The organism is Acinetobacter sp. BZX-2 (assembly GCF_055179795.1).
The window spans coordinates 74,015-87,318 of the sequence record NZ_CM143686.1 but is presented as its reverse complement, the minus strand read 5'-3'; the positions used below and the strand labels follow the sequence as shown (position 1 = coordinate 87,318).

Sequence of the window (13,304 nt, the reverse complement as noted above, 5' to 3'; positions counted from 1 at the left end):
ATGAACCTCGACTTTCTCCATCAACATTACGAAGATTCTGATACTTCTGTTTCATGGCAAGGCATTGGTTTATTAGATGGAGAACTGTGTGTAGATTTTTTCTTAAATGACGTTAAACAACGGTTAGAAGATACTGAAGGAAAAGAAGAATTTGCAGATCATCTAAGAGGCTTAGCTCTGACAGGAATGGCAAACGATTGTCTAGAGTCCTTTCTTTCCATTGGAGAGGTAGAGCCTCTAGATTGGGCTGTGGGTGAGGCTCTTGCAGAAGCTTATTTAATCAAGAAACATAATATCATTTTTCCTTGGAATATGGAGAGAGAGAAAAGAAATGTTCACGCCTCGACTGCTGGAGCAGACCTTGTTGGCTTTGTAGAAAAAGATGGTAATTTCTCATTAGTTTTCGGCGAAGTAAAAACTTCCTCTGAGATTAAATTCCCTCCTCAAGTTATTACTGGACGATCAGGTTTATATCATCAGCTTGATGGCTTAGCGCATGACCTTACAAAAATACGTCAACTTTTACTATGGTTGCTTCCACGTATTAAAACATCAGGCATTTTTGTAGAAGCATATAACAAAGCGTGTGGAGCGTTTTTTAGCTCACAATTCAAAGCCATAACTTTGTTTGGAATATTAATTCGTGATACATCTCCAAATCCAAATGACCTAGCTAGTCGAGGACAAAAATTACGAAATACTTTAAGACCGCCAACTCAATGTCATTTAATTGCGCTGCATTTACCATTTACTATTGAGGATCTTGTCAAACGAGTTAATAGTGGAGGTATAGCATGAACCACTGGCTCTTAGACTCGGTTCAAGAACATCGTGCATCTGCCTTAAATTTGGCGAATAAACTGCAATTAAATAAAGAAATTTTATTTACGAATATTGATGTAGATTTCCACCACATTGAGCAAACCGCAAGCTCTCTTGAATTAGCAGTCTTAGACCTCATTTGCTCTAGATTTGAAGTGGATGAAGATAAAGAGCGGTTATTAAAGAGAACTGCTCAAGATGCCTTTAGGTTATATCGTGCATTGCAAATTCCATCTGATCCTCAAATGGCAGGTATTCACCTTTTAAGAACCGCAACACTTGGCGTTATTGCTGATCGTGGTGCAGATACAGCTCGTTGGTTACGCTCACTCAATGATGAAAATGGATGGCCAGCATTAGAACTCGAATCAAACAATTGGGGTAAAAGAACTTGGGCTACTATTATTGATATTTGGTTAAGGCTAATTCGTAAAAAGGGATGGAATGATCGTGATCTGATATTAGAAAGAGTTGCAAAATTACGCACATCTCAAGAAAGCTTTGAAAAAGAATATCTAGAAAGTATTGATAAACAATCAGTTAAAGCGGCAGCCTTAGAGCTTATTGCGCTCTATCATTTGTCCAAAGCGGCAGATGTTTTTGCTCGGTTTATGACAGATGGTGTAGTTGAAGGCAACCACCAAATTCAACATCTACTTGATATGCATTTTGATCGAGCAATCCAAGCTTGTGAACACACTCAACTTATTGAATTAGAGCCCTTAATACGTTTGCTTTCAATTGCAGCCGCTCAAATGGTTAATAATTCAATCTGGACAGTAACTCGTGCTGTTAACTCTAGAGTAACTAAGTTTGTTAAAAGTTTAGTAGATCGAGGTAGAGGTGATAAAGCTATTTTCGATGTGCTTCCACCTCAAAGACGTACTCTTGCTGAAAAAGGTTTGTTAGGTTCTAGTCGTCGTGCAGTAGTCGTTAGTTTACCTACTTCGAGTGGTAAAACTCTCATTGCTCAATTCCGAATATTGCAGGCACTGAATCAATTTGATGATCAAGAAGGATGGGTTGCTTATATTGCTCCTACGAGAGCATTAGTAAACCAAGTTACCCGTCAATTACGTAAAGATTTCAGCCCGCTTAATATTGTTGTTGAGCAGCTTAGTCCCGCCCTAGAGTTTGATAATATTGAGATTGAGCTTTTAAAAGAAAATCAACAAGATGCGAAGTTCCGTGTATTGGTTACGACACCAGAAAAACTTGACTTAATGTTAAAGCAAGGCTGGGAAGAGAAGATAGGTCGTCCATTAACTTTAGTTGTTGTAGATGAAGCACATAACATTAATTCTGATTATCGAGGATTAAAACTAGAGTTGTTATTAGCAACTATTAATAATGAAAGTAAGTATGCTCAGTTCTTATTGTTAACACCATTTATTAACAATGCCAAAGAAGTTGCACGTTGGTTAGGTGGTAGTAATTCCGAAGATGTAAGCCTTGGACTAGACTGGCAGCCCAATGATCGTGTTATTGGAGTTGTTAAACCGGTTCAGGGGCAACAATTAAATAGACGAAGCTTTGATTATTCCTTAAATTTCGAAATGATTCATACTAGCAGAGATACCCTTGCACTAAATGAGTCTTTTTCATTTCCTAGTAATCATAAAGTCGCTAATTCGTATAGCAAAGCAAGCGATCAAGGTCATGTTGCCGCAATGACCGCATCTTATCTAAAAAAACGTGGCCCTGTTATTGTTATGCATTCATCTCCAACAAATGTATGGTCTTTAGCAAAAAAAATCAAAAAGGGTGAAGTTAAGTTAAGTACTATTCATGAAGATATTGCCCTTGTTCAAAAATATCTATTATTAGAATTGGGTGCAGATTTTCCACTTATTGACTTATTAGAATATGGAATAGGTATTCACCATTCTGGATTACCAGAAGAAGTTCGCCAATTAATTGAATGGTTATTTGAAAACGAAAGATTAAATTATCTTGTAGCGACCACGACAATTGCTCAAGGTATTAATTTCCCCGTGAGTGGAGTTGTTTTAGCCTCACATCAATATCCATCTAAAACTAAAGCTCCTATTAATATGCCGCCAGAAGACTTTTGGAATATTGCTGGTAGAGCTGGTAGAGTGTCACAAGGACAATTAGGTGTTATTGCTCTAGCTGCAAAAGATGATGAACGTGCAACAGTACTAAAAAACTTTATCCATAATAATACTGGGGATCTCAACTCTGCATTAATTCAAATGGCAATCACTGCTAATAATGAACTTAATGATTTAGGCAGAATTGTTTACAAATACCCAGAATGGTCTAGTTTTCTACAATATTTAGCTCATACCTACCGGCAGATGAATAAACCAGAAGGTTTTATTGATCAAATTGAACAAGTGCTCCGGGGTACATTAGGTTTTGAAAAGCTACGACTAGAGAATAGTAATATTGCTCGCCAGTTGTTACAGGGTATTCGCCACTATACTGATACATACTTATCAGATCCGAGAGCACCTCTTAAATTAGTAGATAGTACAGGTTTCTCTATACAAGGGATTAGGTCTGTTTTTACCCATAAAGGCGACATCAATAAAAATTCCTGGAATCATGAAACATTATTTTCTGAACAAAGCCCAGTACTAAAGGACATGATGGGAATTTTATTACACGTTCCTGAATTAAGAGATAATTTTAAAGAAGTAATTGGCCAAGGTAATGAGGAAACAGATAAATTAGCTTCAATTATCAAAGATTGGGTGAATGGTAAAAGTATCCCTGAAATTGCTGAAAGCCATTTTAGTAAAGTAAATGAAGAATTTGTAGATTCTATTACTCGATGTGGGCAAAAATTGTTTGGTAAAGTCACTCAAACTACCTCTTGGGGATTAGGTGCTTTATTGGCTATTACGGCTAGTGACCTTCCAGAAGATGAGTTAAAAAAATTGAGCAACTTACCATCTCAAGTATTTTATGGCGTCAATAGTGATGATGCAATTGTCATGCGCTTACTAGGTATTCCTCGTACTGCTGCCAAGCCTTTAGCAGACTACTGCAAAACTAATACTAATGAGTCATTACCCGCTTTACGCAATCGTTTAAAAAATCTAACCGATACTGATTGGAATCAAGCTCTTGGGGAAAATGGCCAAATTTATAGGAAAATCTGGCATGTTTTAGAAGGAGTCTAAAAAGCTCTTTCTTTTACTCCACACAAAAACATTTTGACATTTGCATTTTTGATTATTAATTTAGTATCAAGCATCAATACTATGCTGGTCAGTCCACCGCTCAATTTTAGTTGAGTTGGCGAATATCCCCTTGTGATAATGTATATTTCTCGTCTTGAGATGAATCTTCTTATCCTTATTGTATGCCATAAGGGTGATGTGGACTGCACAATGAAAATGGCGAGCTATAAGGTTAGCACTTATGCAAAACTTAGTTTTCCCATCAGGACTGTCTGTTCAAAGAGCAAAGAAACGTGCCAAAGAACTTGTTAAAAGTGAACAAGCAAAAACGCAAACTGATGCACTTGATGTAATTTCTTTCAAAGAAGTGAATAAACCATGGGCTTTGGCAATGGCTCAACTTCAACAAAATTCAGGCCCATCAAATTATTTAATTACACTTGTTGATATTGCAAGAGTTTTAGAGCAAGAACCTTTATTAACAGCGAATGGCTTTGGTCACGCTGACACTTACCATGAATCTTTTTATAAAAGACGCACTTTCCATGATTCAAAAGCAGAATATATTCAGCACTTTCAAGAAAGTCGAGAGATACTAAGAAATTCACTCGATGAGTGCCAACGATGTTGTATGTACTTACAGCATTTAAAAAAATTAAAGTCTGTTCGTTACCATTTGGGTAGTTATGGATTAAAACATAGCGTCGAAAGATATCATCGGCAGCTAAATCAATTCAAGGATGCGTATGTATCCAATGGGGCATTTATTTGTGCTGCTATTCATATGGGTTTTTCAATCATGCGAAAAGACCATTTAGACCCTAACGCTTGGATTTTTGCTAGCCTACAATCAGACATAATAGTATGGGAAAGGCTACTTGAAGAACAAAAATCTTTCCGTAACTTCACACAGCAGAGACTTTTTGAGAAAGTGAGCAAGAATATCGGACTGTAATAAAATAATATTCTTCAGTAACTATTTTATTAAAGTCTTAAATTAATTTTAAGACTTTAATAAAAAAATTGATATTATATAAAAACTCTAACTCATTTATTCCACTTGATTATTAGTTTATAACTTTACAGGTCAGTCATAACCAAGCATTTAAGAAATATATCCACATACTCTATTGAGAACATCCCCTAAATGTAAGCGGTCCAGTATATTTTCTGTGAAATAAAGCTGCATACATTTAAGTACTACTCCAAAGTGGATCTGTTTCCCAATGTGGGGGGAAACCCATTGAATCCATTTGAGCAGCCAAAGTCGGATTAACGTTGATTAAGTTTGAAAAGAATGGTGCAATCCCATCAGGAATATTTTGACTCTTACACATAACTCGTAACAGTATCAGATTGCTGTATAACCGATTGTTCTGAATTGGGCTAATAGTAACTTTCTTATTGACTGCATTTGGAGCTTGGAGGTTTCTGTTCCATAAACGTGAATGGTGTGCTGCAATATTCCTTAAAGCTTGGATGCACTTAAGATTGGTCAAGAGTGAATCATAACTTGTAAAACCAAATTTAATGGCGCATTCGTGTAACTTATTGTTGCCATTACCAACGGCAAATTTAGTTTTGTCTAATGCTTTCGCTACTGAATTTAGTTGCTCAAAAGTGAATATTTCTGAAATAACCCAAAAAGGTGGAATCCTGCAATAATCAAATGATCTTGCAGTGTAGTATCGACTCAAGTGGTGCAGAGCAAATTCCTGTTTACCCGCCTTGAATCGTTGACCAGCTTTATTCAGAACAGTTTTTACTTGCTCATAATCTTTGAAATTACTTGGGTTAAGATGCCAAAAAGGATCATTGGTAGTTCTGGTAACTTCATTATCAATAACAGCCCGAATTCGGATTTCTAACTCGGCAATGATTGGGAACAGGAAGTCCCGGATCTTTTGATCCGCCTGATACAATTCATAAATTGCACTAAAAGTGGTACCAGGCACAAATACGCTGGAACCATGAACCATAAAAGGTATAAAATATGCTTTAAGGCGAAAGTAGTTATGGCTATAAATGATCCGTTCTGTCTGTTCTCGGTCATGAACTACAACCCCCTCCTGAATTAACTTATTCACCAAATCAGGTGGAGCTTTATATGGTTTAGTATGCTCAATTAGAGTGGGGTATTGGCGATGAAATTCACGCCATCTTGACTGCTGCTGCCAATTTGATATTACTGGCATATATCGATCAGTTAATTTTACAAGTTTGGTAAAATCAAAAGTTAGAATAATTTTTTTATCTTTAGAAATTGAAAAGCCCACACAGTGCATCCGTAAAAACTATTGCTAGCTTACAAAACACCGTGTGGGCGTTGTTAAGTTAACAATAGCGGTTTCCTTTAAATATGTCAAGGAAATCCTGCATTGAAGATATACGAGACATGTTGTATGCCCATTATACTGTAAAAGAATTCAATAATTTAGATGTAAACATGGTGAAATATATATTTCTTTACTCTTTTTATTTTTCTATATTTCCTTAAATTTTGTATCAAGATATCACGTACATTACTAAAGATTCATTTTAGGATGGCAATATGAATAGGCATCAAAAGCGAAGCCTTTGTAAAAGGAACTTCGGCTGAAGAATACTTTCATCAATCAAACAATCTATACGTAAGCTTAAATTTTGATTTTTTCGAGAATATGCTACCATTATTCTAATCAGTAAAGATAACTGCAACTGCCTTCTAAATTGTTAAGTAGATTAAATCTATGGGCAATACATGTAACTGAGTTATTCAATCACATTTGATTGCCTTAAATCGTATTAATAATTAGGTGATTTATGCAAATCTATACTGAAAATGATGAGTTGTTAAAACGTATCAATGCGAAAGTAAAGTTTCATGGTTTAGACCGCAAAGCTTTTATTGAACGGCTAGCTGAAGGTCTGATACCAGCATCTGCCAACAGGGAAACTTATAAACAAGATTTTCTGCAAAACAGGTGCTTTCTTTTAGATAAATTTCTCGTTAGCCCAGTTCAGACTTTTAGTTACCCAACGGACTTAAATGATGTTCTCCGTTGTGTCTATAAAGCCACATTTGGTAGTAAGGCTTATGGCAAACTACTAAAAGACAAGGTGATTGGAGCCGAAAACCTGTGCAGTATCAGTGATATGGCATGTTATGACCCACAAAAAAATGGGCAAAATATCCTTAAACATGGGATACCATTTCATGCAACATACAGTTATTGTGGTGGTCATATCCCTCTTATCACTGTAAATCGAGGGGGTAGGCGGACGATGTTTAGCCGATATTACTATCAGGGTAACAATCATAGTTTTATGTATGCAGAGAAACCTGACCGTGATTTTGACTTTGTCGCCTCTGTATGTGATATACGTCAGGAGGGTGGATTTAGATTCATTAGTAGTAGAGTAATAAACCTTGATGATGATATAAACCATCAGCTTGAATTACTGATCTCGGCTAAGATTCCAGCTACAGAATTAGCTAATTTACGAGCTAGGGCTCTGAATATCTTGCAGAAAAGTACCAGTATAGCGATATAAGCCAAGGCACCAAAAACGACTGACTTCTAAAAAAACTGAACGTAATGCTCAGTTTTTTGCTTGTATATTAGGCTTCTTTCATAAGTCATTTTTTAATTTTTGGAAAAAAGTTAGTTTACAACTATATTGTTAAATCAAAAAATAAAGTCTTAAACCAAGTTTAAGACTTTAATGTAAAAATTGGAATATATTAAATTCTTAAACTATTGATTTTATTTAGTTATAAGTTTACAACTTTATTGTTCAAACACATTTTTAAGAGCACTTATACTAGTACTCAACAAATAAACCCAGCGATGCCGATTAAAAAGCACGCTGGGTTTTTCGTATCTAGAGCAAATAATTAAGGTATAAAAACACGAGAGGTCATGACTCACTATTCAGAATCCGATCCTAAATAAAATAATGTCGAACATTCCATTTTTTGATTTCTTTGACCTGAACTCAGCGCTAAAGACTCCCATTCGGGTACAAAAATAAAACCATATCGAAAATAAAGACTCACTGCTCGCGAATTATTTGGAGACACACTCAATACAATCCTAGAATGCCCTTTTGAAATTGCTTAGTCTTTAATCGCAGAAATTAAAAAATCTGCACCACCACTGCCACGAAACTCAGGATTCACCCTCAGCGCGACCAAATTAAACTCAAGTGTAGCGTTCAGTGTTGCACCAATATACCCACCGCCCGAGTCTCTTGAATTGCTAAAATATATTGATATTGCGTCTTATGTGACGCACGACCATGCTATTGTGACTCACAATATTTCTCAGCCGTGTCATACGTAGCTGAGAAAGCATCTGGACAATCGAATAGGGATACTAAGCGAACAGCTTTAAGAACTTCCCAATCCTCTTCAACAGTAAGACGACGAACCACTAAATCATTCAAACTTTGGCTCATTTCATACTGATCCTAAACACTATTGCGGATCGTCGCCTCACGTTTTTCACACATGGCATGATAACGCTGAATCACTTCATTTATGCCGTGGTGTATACATTCCACTGTAAATGCATGCCCGATCGATACTTCACTGATATTGCAGTGGTTTAATAATCTTTCTAAGTTATCTAAATTCAAATCATGACCTGCATTAACGACCAATCCTGCATTTTCAGCAGCAATACAAGCCTCTGAAATCGATTGGATCGCCAAATATATTTCATCTTGTTGAGTACGACTTGCATAGTATTCTGTATATATTTCAACAGCATCAACTCCAAGCTGTTTTGCCAAAATCACATCTTCTTTATTGGGCTCAATAAATAATGCCAATCTTGAAGGGACATTTCTGAGCTCTTGTATCACAGATTGCAAAAACGTCGGATCTTTCAAATCCCACCCGTGATCTGAAGTTAACTGTGTCGGTGAATCTGGGACTAAAGTGCATTGCTCAGGTACGACTTCTTTAATGAGATCAATAAATTTCCGATCTGGATATCCTTCAATATTCAGTTCTACATCAGGATACTGTTTGATTATCTTAGAAATTTGATAAACATCATCATACCGAATATGACGTTGGTCAGTTCTTGGGTGAATCGTTATCCCTTTAACACCCAGCCTCAATAAATTTTCTACAAAGTCTTCTAAATTTGGGAAATTAGTCCCTCTAGAATTTCGAATGAGCGCAATCTTATTCACATTAATACTGAGTCTGGTCATCTTATTTTTTTGTCCCTATTCAAGAGTATTATTTGCTACACATCATTTATAAATATGTTGTTTTATATATCATAAAGCACAGCTTATTCGCATCAATAAACTATTTACTGATTTTGCTCTAATGCAATCAACTGCATTTTCAACTTTCTACCACACATAATAATTGTTCTGCGATCTGCATCGATAGCACCATAAGCAATCACTAAAATACGCATTTCTAAGGTAATATCATAATGTGGATAAGAGGCCGAATGGTGAAATAATCTCGAATCAATCCCCACAGCTTTTGCAAAAGCATGTAACTCCTCAAGGCTATCTGCCATCAGATGGCACCACTGTTTACCCTTAAATGGAACTTTTGCTCGATCCACATAAATTGCCATAGAAAACACCTTAAGATCCAATATATAACTAGGGGCTTATGATTTGAAAATATTCAGCCTTTGTTTCCAAACCCTATGAATAAGTACTTAATTAGCGCCTGTCTTGTTGGGCAAAATGTCCGTTATGATGCAAAAAACAGCTTACAGCTCAAACTGAAGCAGTCACTTGATACACATCAGGCAGTGGTCATTTGCCCTGAAATTGCAGGAGGGTTATCCATTCCACGACAGCCTGCTGAAATCATTAATGGTGATGGTTTTGTAGTTTTACAAGGACTGGCAAAGGTCATGGATAGCCAAGGGCTTGATGTAACAAATGAATTTATTTTAGGTGCAGAAAAAACCTTAAAACTTACCCAACAACATCAAGTCACACATGTCATTCTCAAGGCCAATAGCCCGTCTTGTGGTTCACAAATGATCTATGACGGTACTTTCTCAGATCAGAAAATTGCAGGAAAAGGTGTGACAGCAGCTTTACTTGAACAACATGGATTTAAAGTAATGACTGAAGAGGCGTTCTTACAACAATTACAGCTTTTACCCATCATGCCGAAATAAAAAGAGCGCCTAAGCGCTCTAAAAAATATCGGTTCGATAAATAACCTATTTTACTGTTTATCTTTAGACATTTTATCCGCTTTTGCTGCCCAATATGTGGCCAAAGCTGGCCCAGAAATATTGTGCCATAAACTAAAAATTGCACTTGGAACGGCAGTTATTGGTGATACTGAAAAATGAATGGCAGCTAACGTCACACCTAAACCTGAGTTTTGCATGCCAACTTCTATCGACACCGCCTTGGCATCTGGATAAGACAAATTAAATAATCGGCTTGCCCAATATCCTAAGAAAAAACCTAAACCATTGTGAAGCATCACTACAACGAGAATCAGCAGACCCGACTGCAGAATAGCAGCCTTACTGGCTGCAATAATTGCAGCAACAATCGCAACGATGGCAATCACTGAGATCAGCGGCATAATCTGAATATACTGTTCTGTTTTTTGCTTAAACAAACTTCTGAGCACAACACCAATGATGATCGGGAAAATAACCACTTTCAGAATGTTGATAAACATCGATCCAGCATCGATTGGGATCCATTGACTGGCAAGCACATAAAAAATAGCAGGTGTTAAAATCGGTGCTAAAAAAGTAGAAACCGTGGTACATGCAACCGATAAAGCCGTATTTGCTTTGGCCATATAAGCAATCACATTGGACGCTGTTCCACCAGGACAACATCCCACGAGAATCACACCAATCGCAATTTCAGCAGGTAACTGAAAAAGTTGACAGAGTAAATAAGCCAGCCCGGGCATAATCACAAATTGGGCAACCACACCTATCACAACAGCTTTCGGATTTTGCAGCACACCTTTAAAGTCATCCACGGTCATAGTCATGCCCATTCCAAGCATGATAATCCCCAAAACCCATGGAATATAAGCTTTCATCCAAACAAATGCAGGCGGAAAACACAATGCAATAAAAGCAAAAAATACCACCCAAAAGGCAAACGTTTTTTGTACGAACTGACTAAACCGTAACATTGCAGACATTATGATTGCTACCTAGATAAACATTTTGAGCATTGTCGATCTGACTTATGTTAATAGAAGCATCAAGTGAATACCTTATTTTTCTCGCGTAGCACTATTTTTCAGTACCAACCGCATTTAAAATTTGATTTGCAACCACTCGCTTCACACCAACTGCGAGCATGTCTTGCCATGCATGTTGTAACGAACCTTGTAGATCAATGGCTTTAGTCGCATCTGAAATCACAAAAGTTTTAAAGCCTAATTTTGCTGCATCCATCGCTGTCCAAGCCACACAGAAATCTGTTGCAATTCCAACGATAAAGACGGTATCTATGCCACGTTCCTTGAGATAACCCGCTAAACCTGTAGTGGTTTGATGATCCGCTTCCATAAATGCCGAATAGCTATCTATTTGAGAATGAAAGCCTTTACGAATAATCATTTGCGCTGTTGGAATATTTAAATCGGGGTGAAATTCAGCATCTTTTGAACCTTGCACACAATGCGAAGGCCACAATATTTGTGTACCGTAATTTAATCGAATCGTGTCATATGGTTTTTTATTGGGATGATTTTCAGCAAAAGAAATATGGTTTGCAGGATGCCAATCTTGAGTCAGGATAATATTTTCAAAATGCTGTGCTAATTGGTTAATGGTTGGAATAATCTGCTCAGCATTTGCAACTGCTAAATTTCCACCTGATGTAAAACCATTTTGTACATCAACAACAATTAAAACACTACGCTCAGATTGCAACATTTCCCCGATTCCCTTTTAAATTGAACCCTATATAAAGATCTTAATGTTGAAAATAAAAATCCTATATGACCCAACATACAATAAAAATGCCTAAAATTGCGAGCTCCTACACATAATCAAAGCACTGAATCACTTTTCAGTGTTTTGAATGGCATCACAGTAAAATTACAAGTACTGATACAGCTAACATAATCAAAAGAATTAAGCCGTTATGACATACTTAGACAGCATAATCATAGCTGCCTTTTCGATCCTAAAAATCCTTTCTAAATCTTCATTCAGTAAGAAAATATTGGAATGGATCACGCCATATTCAAATGCGTTAAAATCTATTTGTTTCTTTTTATAAAGATTTCTCCAGCTTTGAATAAATCGTATTGTTCTCACTCGCTGAATCAGTCATAATTTGCATAAGCATTACTCAATCTCTAAAATGATTGTTTCTCGCTCAAATCAAAATACTGCAACCACCTACATATTATTTTTACACAACGTAAACTGTAGATGGAAAAATAGGATATTTTTTCAAAATGACTCAGCAAGCACAGATCATTCAAGGCTCAATTGTCGCAATCGTCACCCCTATGTTCGAAGATGGCAGCGTAGATTGGAAGGGTCTCGAGAAGCTCGTTGAGTGGCACATAGAACAAGGCACTAATAGTATTGTTGCTGTCGGAACAACTGGCGAAGCATCGACACTTACTTTGGCAGAACACACACAAGTCATTAAAGAAATTATCCGTGTAGCCAATAAACGTATTCCAATTATTGCTGGTACTGGTGCAAACTCAACACACGAAGCGATTGAGCTCACTAAAGAAGCAAAACAACTTGGTGCAGATGCTGCACTGTTGGTTACGCCTTACTATAACAAACCAACACAAGAAGGCTTATTTCAACATTATAAAGCTGTCGCTGAAGCCGTAGAATTGCCAATCATTCTTTACAATGTACCGGGTCGTACTGGTGTAGATATGCACAACGACACAGCAATCCGTCTAGCAGATATTCCAAATATTGTGGGTATTAAAGATGCGACTGGTGATGTTCCACGTGGTAAAGAACTGATCGATGGCCTAAAAGGCAAAAACATGGCGGTTTATTCAGGTGATGATGAAACTGCATGCCAATTGATCGCTTTAGGCGCGCAAGGCAATATCTCTGTAACCGCCAATATTGCACCAAAAATTATGAGCGAACTTTGTGCCGCTGCTTTGGCTGGCCAAACTGATATTGCTCAAGCCAAAGACAGTCAAGTTGCAAAATTAAACAATATTCTATTTTGTGAATCCAACCCAATTCCAGTCAAATGGGCACTCCATGAAATGGAATTAATTGGTACAGGCATTCGCTTACCATTAACGCCACTTGCAGAACAATACCGTACGCCACTGCGTGAAGAACTTAAAGCAGTGGGTATCATTTAATAAGAGCT

At 37.0% G+C, this 13,304-nt stretch carries 11 protein-coding genes and 1 pseudogene; 6 read left to right on the top strand and 6 right to left on the bottom strand.

Features of this window, described 5'->3' with window-relative positions:
- The 3 genes from ACY45D_RS00405 to ACY45D_RS00395 all read left to right on the top strand — a co-directional run bounded on the left by ACY45D_RS00405 (position 1) and on the right by ACY45D_RS00395 (position 4,929).
- Complete coding sequence (locus ACY45D_RS00405) at positions 1–798, top strand: hypothetical protein (RefSeq protein WP_463107969.1); 798 nt, start codon at positions 1–3, stop codon at positions 796–798.
- A complete protein-coding gene (locus ACY45D_RS00400) occupies positions 795–3,974 on the top strand; it encodes a DEAD/DEAH box helicase (RefSeq protein ID WP_463107968.1) in 3,180 nt (1,059 codons plus the stop codon). The genes ACY45D_RS00405 and ACY45D_RS00400 overlap by 4 nt, the downstream gene beginning before the upstream one ends.
- A 241-nt stretch (positions 3,975–4,215) precedes the next feature.
- The gene (locus ACY45D_RS00395) at positions 4,216–4,929 is read left to right on the top strand and encodes a hypothetical protein (protein WP_463107967.1); all 714 of its coding nucleotides are present in this window, start codon (positions 4,216–4,218) and stop codon (positions 4,927–4,929) included.
- Between the two features lie 238 nt (positions 4,930–5,167).
- Here ACY45D_RS00395 and ACY45D_RS00390 read toward each other — a convergent pair whose 3' ends face one another.
- The gene (locus ACY45D_RS00390) at positions 5,168–6,250 is read right to left on the bottom strand and encodes an Abi family protein (protein WP_463107966.1); all 1,083 of its coding nucleotides are present in this window, start codon (positions 6,248–6,250) and stop codon (positions 5,168–5,170) included.
- Between the two features lie 526 nt (positions 6,251–6,776).
- Here ACY45D_RS00390 and ACY45D_RS00385 point away from each other — a divergent pair.
- A complete protein-coding gene (locus ACY45D_RS00385; RefSeq protein ID WP_463107965.1) occupies positions 6,777–7,508 on the top strand; it encodes a hypothetical protein in 732 nt (243 codons plus the stop codon).
- A 376-nt stretch (positions 7,509–7,884) separates the two neighbouring features.
- Here ACY45D_RS00385 and ACY45D_RS00380 read toward each other — a convergent pair.
- The 3 genes and pseudogenes from ACY45D_RS00380 to ACY45D_RS00370 form a co-directional block, all read right to left on the bottom strand.
- Positions 7,885–8,414, bottom strand: a pseudogene (locus ACY45D_RS00380) (GNAT family N-acetyltransferase).
- Between the two features lie 12 nt (positions 8,415–8,426).
- On the bottom strand, positions 8,427–9,179 hold the full coding sequence (locus ACY45D_RS00375) for a pyridoxine 5'-phosphate synthase (RefSeq protein WP_463107964.1): 753 nt from the start codon (positions 9,177–9,179) through the stop codon (positions 8,427–8,429).
- Between the two features lie 104 nt (positions 9,180–9,283).
- The gene (locus tag ACY45D_RS00370; RefSeq protein ID WP_463107963.1) at positions 9,284–9,562 is read right to left on the bottom strand and encodes a DUF4031 domain-containing protein; all 279 of its coding nucleotides are present in this window, start codon (positions 9,560–9,562) and stop codon (positions 9,284–9,286) included.
- Positions 9,563–9,637: 75 nt separating this feature from the next.
- Between ACY45D_RS00370 and ACY45D_RS00365 the strand changes: the two genes are divergently transcribed.
- On the top strand, positions 9,638–10,123 hold the full coding sequence (locus ACY45D_RS00365) for a 2-thiouracil desulfurase family protein (RefSeq protein WP_463107962.1): 486 nt from the start codon (positions 9,638–9,640) through the stop codon (positions 10,121–10,123).
- Between the two features lie 50 nt (positions 10,124–10,173).
- Here ACY45D_RS00365 and ACY45D_RS00360 read toward each other — a convergent pair whose 3' ends face one another.
- The gene (locus ACY45D_RS00360; protein ID WP_463107961.1) at positions 10,174–11,127 is read right to left on the bottom strand and encodes a bile acid:sodium symporter family protein; all 954 of its coding nucleotides are present in this window, start codon (positions 11,125–11,127) and stop codon (positions 10,174–10,176) included.
- Positions 11,128–11,221: 94 nt separating this feature from the next.
- On the bottom strand, positions 11,222–11,869 hold the full coding sequence (pncA, locus tag ACY45D_RS00355; RefSeq protein ID WP_463107960.1) for a bifunctional nicotinamidase/pyrazinamidase: 648 nt from the start codon (positions 11,867–11,869) through the stop codon (positions 11,222–11,224).
- A 530-nt stretch (positions 11,870–12,399) separates the two neighbouring features.
- On the opposite strand from pncA, the gene dapA reads away from it, so the two are divergent.
- The gene (gene dapA, locus ACY45D_RS00350; protein WP_463107959.1) at positions 12,400–13,296 is read left to right on the top strand and encodes a 4-hydroxy-tetrahydrodipicolinate synthase; all 897 of its coding nucleotides are present in this window, start codon (positions 12,400–12,402) and stop codon (positions 13,294–13,296) included.
- Positions 13,297–13,304 lie beyond the last annotated feature (8 nt).

Coding starts and splice junctions, on each gene's coding strand:
- ACY45D_RS00405 (WP_463107969.1), top strand. CDS start 1: ATGAACCTCGACTTTCTCCATCAACATTACGAAGATTCTGATACTTCT.
- ACY45D_RS00400 (WP_463107968.1), top strand. CDS start 795: ATGAACCACTGGCTCTTAGACTCGGTTCAAGAACATCGTGCATCTGCC.
- ACY45D_RS00395 (WP_463107967.1), top strand. CDS start 4,216: ATGCAAAACTTAGTTTTCCCATCAGGACTGTCTGTTCAAAGAGCAAAG.
- ACY45D_RS00385 (WP_463107965.1), top strand. CDS start 6,777: ATGCAAATCTATACTGAAAATGATGAGTTGTTAAAACGTATCAATGCG.
- ACY45D_RS00375 (WP_463107964.1), bottom strand. CDS start 9,179: ATGACCAGACTCAGTATTAATGTGAATAAGATTGCGCTCATTCGAAAT.
- ACY45D_RS00370 (WP_463107963.1), bottom strand. CDS start 9,562: ATGGCAATTTATGTGGATCGAGCAAAAGTTCCATTTAAGGGTAAACAG.
- ACY45D_RS00365 (WP_463107962.1), top strand. CDS start 9,638: ATGAATAAGTACTTAATTAGCGCCTGTCTTGTTGGGCAAAATGTCCGT.
- ACY45D_RS00360 (WP_463107961.1), bottom strand. CDS start 11,127: ATGTCTGCAATGTTACGGTTTAGTCAGTTCGTACAAAAAACGTTTGCC.
- pncA (WP_463107960.1), bottom strand. CDS start 11,869: ATGTTGCAATCTGAGCGTAGTGTTTTAATTGTTGTTGATGTACAAAAT.
- dapA (WP_463107959.1), top strand. CDS start 12,400: ATGACTCAGCAAGCACAGATCATTCAAGGCTCAATTGTCGCAATCGTC.